Source organism: Ralstonia sp. A12, assembly GCF_000801955.1.
Classification (GTDB): domain Bacteria; phylum Pseudomonadota; class Gammaproteobacteria; order Burkholderiales; family Burkholderiaceae; genus Ralstonia.
This window is the reverse complement of the sequence record NZ_JSZO01000031.1, coordinates 17,074-32,294: the sequence shown is the minus strand read 5'-3', so window position 1 is coordinate 32,294 and position 15,221 is coordinate 17,074. Positions and strand designations below refer to the sequence as shown.

Annotated in this window: 13 protein-coding genes; 1 reads left to right on the top strand and 12 read right to left on the bottom strand. The window is 58.3% G+C overall.

What is annotated here, in order from left to right; genetic code table 11:
* Positions 1-775 precede the first annotated feature (775 nt).
* The 5 genes from cydX to cydD all read right to left on the bottom strand — a co-directional run bounded on the left by cydX (position 776) and on the right by cydD (position 7,286).
* The gene (gene cydX / locus PI87_RS23995) at positions 776-916 is read right to left on the bottom strand and encodes a cytochrome bd-I oxidase subunit CydX (protein WP_039600234.1); all 141 of its coding nucleotides are present in this window, start codon (positions 914-916) and stop codon (positions 776-778) included.
* A gap of 43 nt (positions 917-959) precedes the next feature.
* The gene (gene cydB, locus PI87_RS23990) at positions 960-2,114 is read right to left on the bottom strand and encodes a cytochrome d ubiquinol oxidase subunit II (RefSeq protein ID WP_039600233.1); all 1,155 of its coding nucleotides are present in this window, start codon (positions 2,112-2,114) and stop codon (positions 960-962) included.
* A gap of 4 nt (positions 2,115-2,118) precedes the next feature.
* On the bottom strand, positions 2,119-3,723 hold the full coding sequence (locus PI87_RS23985; RefSeq protein WP_039600232.1) for a cytochrome ubiquinol oxidase subunit I: 1,605 nt from the start codon (positions 3,721-3,723) through the stop codon (positions 2,119-2,121).
* A gap of 42 nt (positions 3,724-3,765) precedes the next feature.
* Entirely contained in the window at positions 3,766-5,421 is a 1,656-nt protein-coding gene (locus tag PI87_RS23980) for an amino acid ABC transporter ATP-binding/permease protein (RefSeq protein WP_442965514.1), read from the bottom strand.
* A 116-nt stretch (positions 5,422-5,537) separates the two neighbouring features.
* Positions 5,538-7,286, bottom strand: a complete 1,749-nt coding sequence (gene cydD / locus PI87_RS23975; protein WP_157003218.1) for a thiol reductant ABC exporter subunit CydD — start codon at positions 7,284-7,286, stop codon at positions 5,538-5,540.
* A 40-nt stretch (positions 7,287-7,326) separates the two neighbouring features.
* Between cydD and PI87_RS29480 the strand changes: the two genes are divergently transcribed.
* Positions 7,327-7,575: a hypothetical protein gene (locus PI87_RS29480; RefSeq protein ID WP_198139618.1), complete on the top strand. Its 249-nt coding sequence runs from the start codon at positions 7,327-7,329 to the stop codon at positions 7,573-7,575.
* 688 nt (positions 7,576-8,263) lie between these two features.
* Here PI87_RS29480 and PI87_RS29900 read toward each other — a convergent pair.
* From PI87_RS29900 to PI87_RS23935, 7 genes are all read right to left on the bottom strand, one after another.
* Positions 8,264-9,853, bottom strand: coding sequence for a methyl-accepting chemotaxis protein (locus tag PI87_RS29900; protein WP_052321722.1), 1,590 nt, complete (start codon positions 9,851-9,853; stop codon positions 8,264-8,266).
* An 89-nt stretch (positions 9,854-9,942) separates the two neighbouring features.
* On the bottom strand, positions 9,943-10,077 hold the full coding sequence (locus PI87_RS29895) for a hypothetical protein (RefSeq protein ID WP_269746665.1): 135 nt from the start codon (positions 10,075-10,077) through the stop codon (positions 9,943-9,945).
* Positions 10,078-10,308: 231 nt separating this feature from the next.
* Positions 10,309-11,373, bottom strand: a complete 1,065-nt coding sequence (locus PI87_RS23955; RefSeq protein WP_052321721.1) for a helix-turn-helix transcriptional regulator — start codon at positions 11,371-11,373, stop codon at positions 10,309-10,311.
* Positions 11,374-11,411: 38 nt separating this feature from the next.
* Positions 11,412-12,350, bottom strand: coding sequence for an MBL fold metallo-hydrolase (locus PI87_RS23950; RefSeq protein WP_052321720.1), 939 nt, complete (start codon positions 12,348-12,350; stop codon positions 11,412-11,414).
* A gap of 133 nt (positions 12,351-12,483) precedes the next feature.
* Complete coding sequence (locus PI87_RS23945; protein WP_039600230.1) at positions 12,484-13,515, bottom strand: alcohol dehydrogenase; 1,032 nt, start codon at positions 13,513-13,515, stop codon at positions 12,484-12,486.
* A gap of 389 nt (positions 13,516-13,904) precedes the next feature.
* Positions 13,905-14,099, bottom strand: coding sequence for a hypothetical protein (locus PI87_RS29215; protein ID WP_157003217.1), 195 nt, complete (start codon positions 14,097-14,099; stop codon positions 13,905-13,907).
* Between the two features lie 583 nt (positions 14,100-14,682).
* The gene (locus PI87_RS23935; protein ID WP_039600239.1) at positions 14,683-15,216 is read right to left on the bottom strand and encodes an RNA polymerase sigma factor; all 534 of its coding nucleotides are present in this window, start codon (positions 15,214-15,216) and stop codon (positions 14,683-14,685) included.
* Positions 15,217-15,221: the final 5 nt, after the last annotated feature.

The window sequence follows — 15,221 nt, the reverse complement described above, 5'->3', positions numbered from 1 at the left end:
GATTCAGGGGGCTGCTCCAGTAAATGAGGGCGAAGGGCTGCCTGCACGAATGGAACGCATTTGAGGCAAACGCCAAGCTTCAGCGCTTTCCTGCCACTACAGCGGATGATGCGATTCCTGCAGTCGTGGGTTCGCTCTCACGCAGCATGGAAAAATCGCTCGGCATTGCGCAGATTGACGGAGCAGCGGGGGATGTGCCACGGGGCGAGGCTGCGTAGCGCCCGATACTGGGTGCACGCGCATGCTTTGATGCTTGAGTCTGAGTCTCGCTTGGAACGACTTAAAGGTGCATCCGCAAGCGATGCCCCCGGTGCGAACACGATCTGGAGGGGCCAATGCAGCTTAATTCCGACGGGGATTCATCGCGAACGTTGTACCTTGGCGAGACGACGTCCGACTGAACTCAGGAAGGCTTGCCCTTCATCGAACAGGCCGAGCTCCCCTTCCTAAGTTACAAACATGCCCTCGGTTTCTAACGGAAGCCAACGGCGCACTGAGTCCGACCTCCCAGTCGGCTCGCACGGTCAGCGTGCAGTCGAAATAACAAGATGGAAATGCGCGCGAGCCTTCAGACGATCTGAACTACGAGTTTGCGATAGATCCTGTTCAGATCGATCATGAAGTTGCGTGGCTGATGCGTTTACGCTTCATACACCACTCGCTCACTGGACCAACAGAGCTGAGGGTTGTGGCCGCCAGAAAACCCCCTCTGCCTGCCATATGTTCTGGCATGCCAAGCTGCACCTTGCAGCAAGGCGGAGCAGCGCGCGATGTTTTAAGTATTTTCGCTGGCCAATATATCGCTCATCAGCGCGCGGCGAACATCATTGTCTTCGATGATTTCGAACCACATTCCATTTAGCACAGCAAAGGCGGCAGCCAAGGGCAGGCCAAGCAGCCAGGCAAAGTACCACATAGGTGTCCTCTCTTTTCTTGAACTGTTCTGTAAGGGTTACGCCTCAGTAGGCGTGCCCTTTTCCCTTCTCGATGGCGTTGGTATCCACCTTGCCCCACAATACTTTGTAGACCCAAGTGGTATAGGCCAAGATAAGAGGCATGAATATCGTGGTACTGACCAGCATATTGAAGAGCGTGATGTGGCTGGATGAGGAGTCCCAAACGGTCAGGCTGAAGCGTGGATTCACGCTGGACGGCAAGATGAAAGGAAACATCGATGCACCAACCGACAGGATGATGCCGGTAATGCCCAGCGCACTAGCCAGCATCGCAAGACGGTCACGGCGGGCGCGCATGAGCGCAAAGGCGCATAGCGTACCGACGAAACCAAGAATAGGGGCAACTATCGTCCATCTGTGCTGTGCATAGTTCGCGAACCATGCACCAGAGGACATAGACGCGGTCTTCAACAGCGGATTAGATGGGGCGATGGTGTTGATAGCCGAAGTAATTCGGTAGCCGTCAATCCATTTCCATAACACCCAGCCAGCCAGTGCGAATAAGACAGCAGTCAGCATGGAAGTAATGGTACCGACGGCACGCGCACGTTCGGCTACGGTGCCGCTAGTCTTAATGCGCAGCCAAGCTGCGCCATGGGTGAGAAGCATGCTGACTGAAACTAGCCCGCAGAGCACCGCAAAAGGATTGAGCAGATCAAAGAAATTGCCGTCATAGAAGATGTACATGTCGGGGGTAAGCCGGAACGGCACACCGATCAGCACATTGCCCATGGCTATGCCGCATACCAACGCGGGTACGAAACCACCCACGAACAAGGCCCAGTCCCAGGTGTTTCGCCAAGCTGTGGACTCACGCTTGCTGCGGTATTTGAAGGCCACGGGACGCAGAATGAGCGCCACTAGAAGCACGAACATGGCCAGGTAGAAGGCAGAGAACGACACCGCGTAGAGCTGCGGCCAAGCGGCGAAGGTGGCGCCAGCACCTAACACCAGCCAGACCTGGTTGCCCTCCCAGGTCGGACCGACCGCGTTGATGACAACTCGGCGTTCAATATCAGTTTTGGCCACGAAGGGTAGCAGCATGCCGGAGCCCAAGTCGAAGCCATCCATGACGGCAAAGCCGATCAGCAGGAAGCCTAATAGCGACCACCAAATGACACGCAAAGTGTCGTAGTTCAAAAGTACATGCAAGATCATGGCTTCACTCCGCAGAGGTGTATAGAGGTCGGCGAGTTGCTAGCGATGTATGGCTCGGTACAGGCGAGTCGAACTGTTCCTGCTCCGGATCCGGGCCGTGGCGTACGGCCTTAAGCATCAGCTTGAATTCAACAACCAGTAGCACGCTGTAGAGCACTACAAAGCCGGCAATGGTCAGTAAGACCGTCTTGATGCCTAGATTGGATACCGCGGCAGCTACTGGAAGCACACCTTCAATGATCCAGGGCTGTCGTCCATATTCGGCGACCAGCCAACCAGCCTCGATAGCAACAAAAGGTAGCGGAATAGCCCACACGGCGACCTTGAGCAGCCAGGGATAGCAGTGAAGCCGATGTCGTGCGGATAGCCAGAAGAACACCGCCGTGAGCACGATGAAGAAGACACCCAAGGCCACCATGATGCGGAAGGACCAGAAAAGTGGCGCTACGTGCGGTACGGTATCCCAGGCTGCTTTGTGAATCTGTGCTTCACTGGCCTTGCGTGGGTCATCCACATATCGCTTGAGCAGCAGGGCGTAACCCAGCTCGCTACCATTGGCTTCAAAGGCCTCTTTGATAGCGGGAGAAATCGTGGTGGTCGAGCCTTCAGCACGAATCTTTTCGAGTGTGTCGTAAGCTAGGATACCGCGCCGGATACGGGTTTCTGCACTCTTGACCAAGTCGTTGATGCCGGGAATCTCGGTCGTCAACGAGCGGGTCCCGATAAGGCCCATCACAATGGGGATGTGAATGGCGTAGTGGGTCTCTCGGGCTTCCTGATCAGGGAAACCGAAAGCGGTGAAGGCGGCGGGTGCTGGCTCTGTCTCCCACATGGCCTCGATGGCAGCGAGCTTCATCTTCTGGTGCTCGCTCGATAGATAGCCGCTTTCGTCGCCCAGTACAACCGCCGATAGGGAAGCCGCCAGACCAAAAGATGCGGCCACCGTCATTGAGCGCTTTGCGAGTTCGATGTGCCGTCCCTTGAGCAAGTACCACGCGGATATACCCAATACGAAGATGGCACCGCAGACGTAACCCGCTGACACAGTGTGTACAAACTTGGCTTGCGCTACCGGATTGGTCAAGACCGCGTAAAAGTCATTGACCTCCATACGCATAGTCTGTGGATTGAAGATCGCGCCAACGGGGTTCTGCATCCAGCCGTTGGCGATCAGGATCCACAATGCCGAGAAATTGGTCCCAATAGCCATGAGCCAAGTGACCATTAGATGCTTGACGCGAGGGAGCTTGTCCCAGCCAAAGAAGAAGAGACCCACGAAGGTCGCTTCCAGAAAGAACGCCATCAAGCTCTCAATGGCCAATGGCGCTCCAAAAACGTCCCCAACATACTGGCTGTAGTAGCTCCAGTTCATGCCGAACTGGAACTCCATCACGATTCCGGTGGCGACGCCTATTGCGAAGTTGATGCCGAATAGCGTTCCCCAGTACTTGGTCATCTCCCGCCAGATCACGCGATCGGTCATCACGTAGATCGTCTCCATCACGGCGACCAAGATGGATAACCCCAGGGTTAGCGGCACAAATAGAAAGTGATAAAGCGCCGTGATTGCGAACTGCAATCGCGACAGACTCACGATGTCGAAGTCCATTCTGTTTCCTTCAAGCGATGTAAACCCAAATTGAATACATAATCAGTCAGGCCGCAGGCCAGCCAGTGCCGTTTCGAATCCAGCATCACCTCGCCGCCACTCCGCGTGGACCCGTCCGGCACGTAAGACCAGAAGACGGTCGGCCAGCATGGCCTCACGTCGAAGATGTGTGGCCAACAGCCAGGTCCGGTTAGCACCCACTTGACTCAACTTGCGCAAGACATCCTCAGCGGTGTGGGTGTCTAGCCCTTCTGTCGGTTCGTCCAATAGCCACAACGGTGCAGAGCGAAGCAGCAGGCGCGCTAGTGTCAAGCGGCGCGCTTGCCCGCCCGATAGCCCGAGGCCACCCTCGCCAAGTACCGTATCCAAGCCTCGGGGCCAAGCACGTACGGTGGTACTCAAGCCTGCGGTAGCCAAGGCCTCCCAGATCAAGGCGTCATCGGCACCAACACAGGCCAGCCGCAGGTTGTCACGCAGGCTGTCTTGGAATAGTTCGGTGCGCTGGGTAAGCCAGCCGTGAGCGCCCACGTGGACAGCGCCCAAACGCGGAGAGAGTTCGCCGGTAAGCAGGGCCATCAGCGAGGACTTGCCTGCGCCGCTGCTGCCGATCAGCGCTACGCGCTCGCCAGTTTCGATGCGCAGGTCGATTCCGTGCAGGCAGTCTTGCGCGGCACCGTCGTGGCGCACATGCACGCCTTGAAGATGAATTGCTGCTCCATCAGGCGGAGCGTCTAGAGGCGCGTGAGCCGCGGCATGTCGTGTAGCCACCGTGCCTTCGACTTCGGCAAGTTGCGGTGCCACGCGACGAGCGGCCAGCGTGCTACGGCCCATATCGAGAGCCCCGCGGCGCAAGGCCGCCAGTGGATCTATTGCACTCAAGGCGACTAGCACCGCCAACACGGCCACCGGAACACCAATGACGCCAACAGACACCATCCAACCTGCTACCAGCAGTGTGAGCGACACGATGACACTGCTCAGCGCACCGAACGCGACGGCGGCTTGTACATCCAATCGGTTGAGTTGATCGTCGTAGCTTGCAAGGCGGGCATCGGCACGGGTGATAGCGGTACACTGAGCCCGCAAGCGGCCGGCCATGAGCAGATCCGCCTGGCCTGCTACCAGATCGGCGCTGCGCGTCCGTATTGCCTCGATTGCATGTGCTCGCAGACGAGCGGGACGCACTGCACGGGCCCAGGTAGTTCGCAGTACGCTAACGGCGCCAAGCGCCATCATCAGCAGCACGGCCAATCCCAAACCTGCGTGTATCAGACCCAACGCAGCGCTGGCAGCCAGCGCGGCAGCCAGCGCTGCGCCCAGTGGCACCAGCGTGCGCAGATAAACTGAATCTAGTGCATCGATATCGGAGGTGAGGCGGAACAGCAGGCGCGAGGGGCGTAACGCGAGCGCACGGGCAGCTCGAGGTCGGGCCCAGCCGGCGAACAGTCGTACCCGCAGCGCGGCCAGCGCGTCGAGCGTAGCGTCATGGGTGGCCAAACGTTCGCCGTATCGCGCGAAGGTACGTCCTAGCGCAAACAGGCGAACGCCTGCCGATGGCATAAAGACATCAAACACCAGAGCCGTAGTCGCGCGTTGGCCTGCAATAGCGGAGGCGCTGACGAACCAACCTGAGAGGCCAAACAGAGCCATGCCAACCAAAACGGTGATGGCGGCCAACGCAGCGCCAGCCAGCAACATGCGACGGCGCCCGCGCCAAAACAGGCCCAGTACGGGCGCAAGATCTCGCAGGTTGTTGCGCAGCAATGACAAGGTGTCATGGTGCGTTGGCCGGCTATGGCTGGACGTACGTCTCATTACAATGCCTCTGCACCAGACGCCGCTGTGGCTAAAAGGACAACAGATGCCGCTGGTCCTCGGCCGGGGTGCAGATCATGAATCGCTACCTGTCGGTCCATCGCTGCGGCCAGGAGCGGATCGTGGGTAGCTACCACGAGCGTGCGCCGCTGTGCGAGCTGCACGAGGCTTTGTATGACTTCGGCGGCAGTGTGACGATCAAGGTGGGCGGTTGGCTCGTCGGCCAGGATCAACTGGATGGACGGGTCAGCAGCCACACGGGCCAGTGCCAGCCGAACGGCTTCTCCGCCAGACAGACCCAGCCCACCTTCTCCCAACATCTGGTCGGGGCGTGCTTGCTCAACCTCACTCAGATGGACCAATGCCAGCGCGGAGTGCACCTCGGCCCTTTTTACCCCGGGGCGGCCCAACGTCACGTTATCCAGCACGGTACCGGCGAAGATGTGAGGCTTCTGGCCGACCCAACCGATTCGAGGGCCCTGGGTGTGGATAGTCTCCCATCGACTGCCGACAACGATGTGCCCTTCCTGCAGCGGAAGCAAGCCAGCCACGGCAGCTAGCAGCATGGACTTACCGCTACCGCTGGTACCCGTCAGAGCCAAGTGCTCGCCAGCAGCGATGTCTAGCGAGAGGTTGTCAAATACAGGCTCGACGGCGCCGGGAGGGCGAACAGTCACGCCACGCAGTTTCACGGCCGGGGCACCAGCGTTGATGGGAATGCTAGTGCTCGCCTGTGCGGCAGCCGCGCTAGGCGTCTGCGCGGCTTCTGTCATGTGGCCTTCCGGCAAGGGTGTGCCGTGTTCGGCCAAGCCTTGAAGGGCTTGCAACGCAGTGATGCCAGTGGCTCGGTCATGCCACACACCCGCCAGGTCGCGGAGCGGTTCAAAGAATGCGGGTGCCAGCAGCAACACAAATAGCCCTTGACCGAGACTCAAGGTCTGGCCCCAAGCGCCAAAGTGTAGAGACCCCAGGAGATGGAATCCGACGTAAACCGCAACCAGTGCCACGCCCAGTGCGGAGAACAATTCCAGTACGGCCGACGACAGAAAAGCAATACGCAGGACCCGCATTGTGCGATGGCGCAGAGACTGAGCGGTAGCATCCAAGCGCTTAGTAGTGTGCTCTACAGCACCGAGCGCGCGCAGCGTTGTCAGACCACGCAGCCGATCAAGCAAGAAGGCGTTCATCCCGCCCATCTCTGCCCATTGGGCTTCACTGGCCGCCTTAGCCCTCCAGCCCACCAAGGCCATGAAAAGCGGTATCAGAGGGGCGGCCAATAGCAGCACCAAGGCGGAGATCCAAGAGTACCAGGCTACTGCTGCCGCAATTACCCAAGGCAGAGTCATCACTCGCTGCCGTACCGGCAAGTAGCGTGCAAGGTAAGGCAGCACGGCTTCGGCTTGTTCGGCCAGCACACTGGCTGCCAGTCCTGACTGTGCACGGGTGGAATCCAGCGGTGAGCGGCTAGCCAGGGCCAACACGGCGCATTCACGCAATGCCGTGATATGGGCGCGCGCTGTGATGTACAGGAGCCTCTCGCCATAGGCGTTGGTCAGCGCGCGTAGCATGCCGATGACCAACATGCTCATGGCGGCAGGCCACACTGTGGCTACGCCGTTGCCCTCGAGTAACCCTTGTACCGCCCTCGCGATGACTGCCGCCTGCACTAGCCACAGCAATGCTGCGCCAGTCTGTAGAGCGGCCCCAAAACGGTCCGGACGGTAGAATGAAGCTTGGTCTTTCGGCACAAGATTAGATTTCTGGGAAATCGGGGCGGCACGCAGCGCCTTGCGCACAATCGACCACACCCAGCGCGATGGCACTTTGCCTGCTTGGTTTCGCTTCCGGCATGATCAAAGTGTTGAGTTTTTGCAGGCAAAAACAGAGCTTGTAGCCACATCAATTCGCTCTGCGACCGCCTTCGACATGATCAAGATTTTCGCTGATTTCCTTCTGTCGACAAACGAGATAAAGTGCCATTCATTGAAAGAAAAACTTTATCGCTTGCTGATTGTGGAACTTTGTGCGCGACGATAGTCGCAGTGGGTGCACGCTAGAGCGCTTGGGTTGCCGGGTCGATCAAAAGGAGGAAGACGGGGCCGGATCCCACGGATCGAGGCAAACTCGGCAGCAATGCCCTCTTGTCGGGGATTGGCTCGGCGCGTCGTTGGCCCTCGATGATTTTCTCGGCCGCATAGTGGTCACGCTTGTCGGTGCGAGGGTGCTCGACAGTCAGGCTGTCGATGACGCTCCTACTCGGGCACGGATGCTGCTCAGCTAACTCCGGTCCGACATCGGCATCACGTCGTGCAGCGTACGGAACAGGAGCGGGCGCACGATCCGACGAAACTACCAATACGCGATCGGCTACTGGGTGAAGTTCGGGCGATGCAGCGATTTAGGGCAGGAGGCAATCTGCCAGCTCCGGGACATAAACTACCGCCCCGGAGGGTAGGCAATACGACGCACACGTGATCGCACGGAACGCGACAGGTCGTGCCTGCAAATATCGTGGCGGCTGGGGGGTATATCGTCGCCGAGCGACAGTATGTCCGCGATTCGCTCCGAAAAGTCGTGTAGATGTTCCCCGTTGTTGCCGGCCTCCGGACGTCCCTCATGCTTGCACAGTCGCGTCTGTCGTCGCAGCGACATGTAGGGCACCGGCCGAACGCCCGCTCACGGGGTTGCCCGCCACTTTCCAGACGAAAACAGGTGGCTTGCTTTCCTAACCGGCCATCCGCATGGAAGGGCAGGCATCGGTCAGCTTGAAAACCGACACTGCATCCTTCAGCTTGGTCGCCTGCTCCTCAAGCGATTGCGCTGCGGCAGCCGCCTCTTCGACAAGCGCCGCATTCTGTTGCGTCACCTCGTCCATCTGCACGACGGCTTGGTTGACTTGCTCAATGCCGCGACTTTGCTCTTCGGAGGCCGCGGCGATTTCGCCCACGATGTCTGATACCTGCTTGATAGCCTGCTTCACCTCGCCAATCGCAGCGCTCACTTCGTCTGCCTGCTTCGCGCCGCTCTGAATTGTCGACACCGACGAATCGATCAGCTCCTTGATCTCCCTAGCCGCCACCGCAGAGCGCTGCGCCAAGCTGCGCACTTCGCTAGCCACCACTGCGAAGCCTCGCCCTTGCTCACCAGCGCGAGCCGCTTCTACCGCCGCGTTCAGCGCCAAGATGTTCGTCTGGAACGCAATGCCTTCGATGACACTCGTAATCTCGGAAACCTTCGTCGAGCTACCACTGATTTTGTCGATCGTGCTGACCATACTCAGTACTGCATTGTTGCCGCTGTCCGCCATATCTGTCGCGCGCATAGCTAGCGCGTTCGCGTGTCGTGCGTTATCGGCACTCTGTTTCACCGTTTCTGTCAACTGTGTCATGCTGGCTGCCGTTTCTTCGAGAGATGCCGCCTGCTCTTCGGTGCGTGCCGACAAGTCCGTGTTGCCACTCGCGATTTCGGTCGCGGCAATCGTGACGCTTTCGGTCGTTGCCCGCACGTCGCTCGTCATTTGCATCAAACTGCTCTTCATGCTTTCCATCGCAAATAGCAAGCTCTGCTTATCCCCAGGTCGCACGGGAACGGGATGAGTAAGGTCGCCGGCAGCAATGGCATGGGCAATCTCTGCGGCAACGTTCGGTTCACCACCCAACTGGCGGAGGATTCTGCGGATAGTTAGCGCTGCCGAGGTGCCGACAACGGCAAGCAGAATGACTGCAGCCACGGTCAAGGTCCACACGGCCCGTCGATAAGCGTCTTCCGCCTCGGCGACCGCCTGGTTGACCAGTTGTACCTCGTAGTTGGCCACCTCGTTCAAGGCCGCAAAGAAGTTGCGCTTGCTCGGGCGAACGTCGGTGAAAAGTAGCGCGATAGCTTCGTCCCTCCGCCCATCCTTCATCAAGCCAAATACCCTGTAAATGCCAGCGGCGTAGGGCTTTCTGGCCTCGATCGCAGCCTGGAGCAGAGCACTTCCCCTGTCTGACTTGCCCGCAGCGTTCATGGCGGCTTCCAAGTGATCGAAATTCTCGGTCACTCGACGACGAGAAACTTCGAACATCTCTAACTCCTTGGTCGCATCCGCGCCCTGTGCTAACAGCACGTTGCGGAACGCGGTCGTCGCCTCATTGGCTTCGTTCTGAACAGCTTTGACCAGAAGGATTGTCGGCAATCGATCCTTGGACAGAAGATCTATTTCCGCCTTGAGAGAAGAAATTTTGAGGAGAGACAAAGCGATGCAGGCTACCAACCCTAAACTCAGGACGATGAAAGCACCACCCAGTCGCTGGGCAATCGTCAGCTTTTTGAACATGTCTACTATCTGGAAGTGGAGAGAGAGGCGGTATCGGCGGTCACCAATCTCTAGATTCGTAACGGGGAATCCGGAAAAGCCTGCGACTATTAGAGTGTCCGTCCATGGGGCTGGACGACACGCTGATACACGGCTGCGATGCTGGCATCCAGCGGCATGAAGATATGGCGGACGTGCGTCTTGGCCGTCTCCACGCTGACGTGCAGCGCCTTCGCGATTTCCATATTGGACGCTCTCCTATCAGCGATTCGCATAGGAAACGTGTGCACATCAGCAAGAAGATGACCCCGTGGTCGCTCCCAGCCTTCGAAAAAGGTGGGCTGGAATAACGTTTCCAGTATCACTTCACGGTCATGCGGTCATTGGTTCCCTAGCCCCCCGGCCCACGCGCACACGTTACGTATGTGAACGAGCGCTAGGGTACGAGCAGCCAAGACGCGCCCCAATAGCTAGCGTTAGCTATTGTCAGCGACGCAATGTTGGGAGTCGCACCTGTCAGGCAATATTGCCGTGTCCTTCTGGCTCGCCCGAAGCACCGCCAGTCCTAGCGCCGATCGAGATTCGATACCGAGCTTGTCGAGGATCCTGCTCACGTAGATCCGTACTGTCCAGTAACTGATTTTCAGAGTCAGGGCGATCTGCTTGTCAGACATGCCCTGCAGCATGAGGTGACACACTTCGCCTTCCCGCAGGGTCACGTCGAACTGCTGCAGGAACCAGGCAGCCGAGCCTACTGAGCGCGCCAACAGATGCACGGTGCATCGCGGTTGGCCGCTCAACACATCACGTTCGCGCTCGGTGCAGAGCGCGAAGCCGTTCCACTCCGTGTTGGCTGATGTGCCAGCGTCAACGCGGTAGAGCATGTCGACCAGCGAATCTCGTTCATCCATCTCCAGGCAAGCCAGCAGCGCCCGTGCCTTGCGATTGGGCTGCGGCGGCCTGCCAGACTCCAGTAGGAAGCTCGGGCTGCCAGACGACACTGCCTGGCGTTGCGCTCGCGCGACCTGACGCAGCCGGTGCGCATTGACCAGATACGGTTGGAGCAAATCCAGCAGCGTTTGCTCGCGCGAACCAAAACGTTTTTTTGCGTCGCTAGTACCAAATCGATAGTCCAGCAGCAGGTCGCTACCGTCCTCAAAGTACATGCTGATGCCAGGGTTGGTTTGATAGCGCCTCAGGAAATCTGAGAAGTATTCCGTTCGCTGCAGTGTGCTTCGGTCCACCAGGCTTTCAATGACAACCGGGTCAGGACGACCACGAAGCAGCGGCGAAATGGGGTCGACGGTCTGAAAATGCTGCCGATACTCGGCAGCCATGTGATCCTCGCGCCCCCATCCACCTGGCTCTTCGAGCATGCGCCCCCCATCGCGCCAAACAAGATGACCGACGACATCAGCGTGTAACAGCGAGCAAAGCTCTGTCACAAGATCGTGGCGGTGCACCAAGCTCTCGGTAGACAGTTCCTGCAGGCGCGCGACGACTTTCAGGAGTGCACGTATCTCGTGCGTAGAAAGAGCCATGTAGTCAAGCTATCTTGGGGTGAGCGTCGTTGGATGCATCAACGACCCGAAGCGGCTTGATCTGACTCAATATCAGGGGGAAAGTCGTAGCTCTGCCCATCAGCGGGAACCAGAACACGCCTTGGATCGAGCCGCTTCTCGGCAATGAATTCTGCGAGTTCCCGCCGCGTCTGCATGCCGTGAGCCAACGCTTCCATGTGGCTTGCAATGATGTAGGCATTTGGGGCGGTCTGGCTTGCGCGGTACAAGTCTTCCTTGCCCATGATTACCGCACCTTCGATATCCTTGAAGCGCACGTATCCCGTGTTCAGGACAATGACGTCGGGTTTATATGTAGCGATAGTCGTCTCGACATCCTGATTCCATACAGTGTCGCCTGCTACGTACACTGATTTGGCACCCGGACGCTGAAACACGACTCCCGATACACTGCCCAGCATTCTTCCTCGAACTGCCATCGTTGCATCACTGCCGTGCTGGCCATTCGTTCTCGTCAATCGAACGCCTTTGAATTCGATTGGCTCGTTGAGGGGACGTACGTCCTGGAACCCAACGCTCCTAATCTTTACTGCATCCTGATCGTTTTGCGCAAAGATAGGAATATTCTTGGGCAGGTGCTCCTTTGCCGCTTCGTCCCAGTGATCAATATGCAAGTGAGTAACGATGACCGCGTCGACGTCGATCACTTTGTCTATCGTCAGAGGCAAATCGACAGTGGGATTGCGAAGCTCACCATTGAATGCTCCGGGTGCAGCAGAATAAGTTCCTTTTGGCGCCAGCATTGGATCCACCAAGAAGGTGGTGTTCCCGTATCTGATCTTGATCGTCGCATTGCGGATTTGCTGGAATGCGACGGCATGCATGTCAGCATTGGAATTTTTGCCCGCGTCTATGGGTGTGCCAGCCGTTGCACTTGCAGCAATCATGACGGCGCCAATTATCCAGGCAGCTTTTTGTGCCAGTGTTTGTATGGTCATGAACGTGATTTTCTGATGTGACTATGGTGGGCGCAGTCATGCTTCTGCCTTCAATCTGCGCAGAAGCGTGAAGCGCTTTTTCAACAACGATTCGCGAGGCCCAACCGCGACGGGTGGGCGGCAATATGCGTCGTCAGCCTGCGTTCATTGTCAGCACCATGCGGAACTTGACCTGTCCGGACATCATGCGCTGATAGGCTTCGTAAGCTTTCTCCAGCGGCATGGTTTCGATCAGTGGACGAACATCGGTCAGCACGCTGAAATCCAGCGCTTTCTCCGATTCAAAAGGAGTGCCGGTGATATTCCCCTGGATCATGCGCTCACCTCCCACCAGCGCTCTTGGCATGATCGCCAGCGGCTCCTTGCCTACGCCTACGACAAGCAGCCGCCCTTGCGGCGCCAGCCCCGGCACGAGCGAGGACGCGGCGGCGCTGTCCGTAATGGTCGTCAAGATGACTTGAGCTCCGCCCATCTCTTGCAGCCGCGCCACGGCATCTTCGACGCGGGTGTCGATGTAGAGGTGTGCACCCAGCGCGCGAACGTCGTCGGCAATATCGGCGCCGCGGCCTATGGCAACGACTTTGAAACCCATTCTGCGTGCGTACTGGACGGCCATGTGGCCCAGGCCACCAATGCCCTGGATTGCAACCAAATCGCCGGCCTGCGCCCCTGATTTCCGAAGTGCATTGAACGTCGCAATGCCAGCACACAGAAGGGGCGCTGCGGCCACAGAGCTGAGTTCATCGGGAATCGACACCAATCCTGTGCTACGGGCGATCATCATCTCTGCATAGCCACCGTCTTGCGAGCTGCCGACAACGGGTTGGTTCTTGCAGAGCTGAAAGTTTCCGCGACGGCATTGCTCGCATTCGTTGCAGTGTCCGCCCAGTCGACCCACGCCGACACGCTGGCCGACTTTCCAGATCGAAGCGGTGCCGGGCCCCATCGCCACAATGCGCCCAACAACTTCATGGCCAGGGACTCGAGGGAATTGCAGTCCCGCCTCCAGGCCTTCAATGGCACCTGCATCGGCGCCGCAAATGCCACATGCCTCCACTTGCAGCAGGACTTCGCCTGCCGCTGGTGTCGGCGTATTCCGTTCAACCAGCTCCAGCGTGCCAGGCTTGGTCACCTGCATCGCTTTGTATGTCTTCTGTTCCGGCATAGCTGATTCTCCTCAATGCGAAAACGTATCTGTGGTGTCTGGTGTGTGCAATACCGCCAAGCCAAGGCGCGCAGCGTCCACAGCTCCGGCGGCAAAACGGAGGAGATTCTGAGGATGACGGTCGTTCACTTGGAAAGTGGAGCTATCCATCCATGCCCATAGGCGGGCATGCTTCTACGATCCGAATCCTCGAAACCTCCCTTGTTATGCGGATATTCTTCGGCGTGCAGCGCTCAGCAGCAAATGAGATATTCTGCTTATTATTAAAAGAATTTCTTTCTATTTAGGTGCGGGGGCGGAGCCGTGTTCGCGTCAGGCCTCTTCTCGCTTGGTCGGAGCCCGCGCCGGACGACGACTCGGTGCAATGCAATGAATGCTGTACACCGTTCCTAGGTTGGGGACTTGGCACGAATCTGCCTGCGGACTTCGTCCGCAATGGGATGCAGCAGGTCAGGCGCTTCAGTTCCGACCACGCTGTAACCAAGTCCGCGAGCCGCCCAAGTAAATCCCCTGACGTTTCCCGTGGTCTGTTCCATCATGGGCGCCTCTTTCTCGCGGGCCATCGGCCGGATCATGACGGCCATGCGTGTCCCATCTGCCTTGTCATAGAAGAACAAACCGGCGGAACCGTGAACCGTTGAAACCAATCTGCCACCTGCGTAGTGGTAGCCTGATCGACTCAGGTCTGGTATCTGGACGGGGCGCTGAAGTTTGCTGGACACCAACCTAAGCAATTCCGCTTTGTCACCATCCCCAGCGGGATCAGCGGCATATGCTATGTAGCTGCTGCGGGCCTCACCTGCGAGTACCGCGATACCACCGTTAGGCGTCAGTGCACCTCGCACGTGCCAGCCACCGATAGCTCCCGTCCCGAGCGCGAGCACCACCGTAGCAGCCATTCGCCAAGCCCAAGGTCCAGAGCTGTGCCGATGCTTGAGTAGGGTGTTGACTCGAAGCCGTTGCGGGACAGATTCGTCGGCAATCGGCCGCGAGCGTGGACCTCAAGAGTTGCCTCTGAGCAGCAAATTTTGCTACGGTGGCCGCGGCCTCTGGATCGCGATCTAGGTGATCTTGGACTTCCTTGCGGCGATCGGCGTCAAGCGCATGATCAACGAAGGCATGGAGGTCTTCCTCCACGATGGGAGCTGAGGGTGGCAGCTTGTCCATTCATTTCATCCTCCGCAAGATCGGCACGTCCTTGGGACGTGCCTCCACATTTAGGCCACCGTCGAGAGCGCTTTGAAGTCGCTCCCGTGCTCTGGCTAGCCGGGACATCACAGTTCCAATTGGGATGTTGAGTGTCTTGGCGGTTTCCGCATAGGTAAGGTCTTCCACCGATACCAGCAATATCACGCTGCGTTGGTCTTCGGGAAGCGCGGCCAACGCCTTCATCAGTTCGCCATGGTGGACTCGATGCTCCTGGGGCGCGAGAGCGGCGAGGGCGCCTTCATCGACGTCTGCGATATCAATGTGCAACCCCCGCCTCGCACGCTGCCGCAACTGGCTTACGATGAGATGGTGCGCGATAGCGAAAACCCACTGGCGGGAATTCTCCGCCTGCCGGCGTGCATCCCAATTGCCGATGGCCCGCTCCAGGCAATCTTGAACTAGGTCGTCAGCAAGATCGCGATCACGAATCATTGCACTGGCATAGCGCCGCAGCGCCGGAATTAACGACTCAAGTTCCGCGATCAGTGCCATGCCAA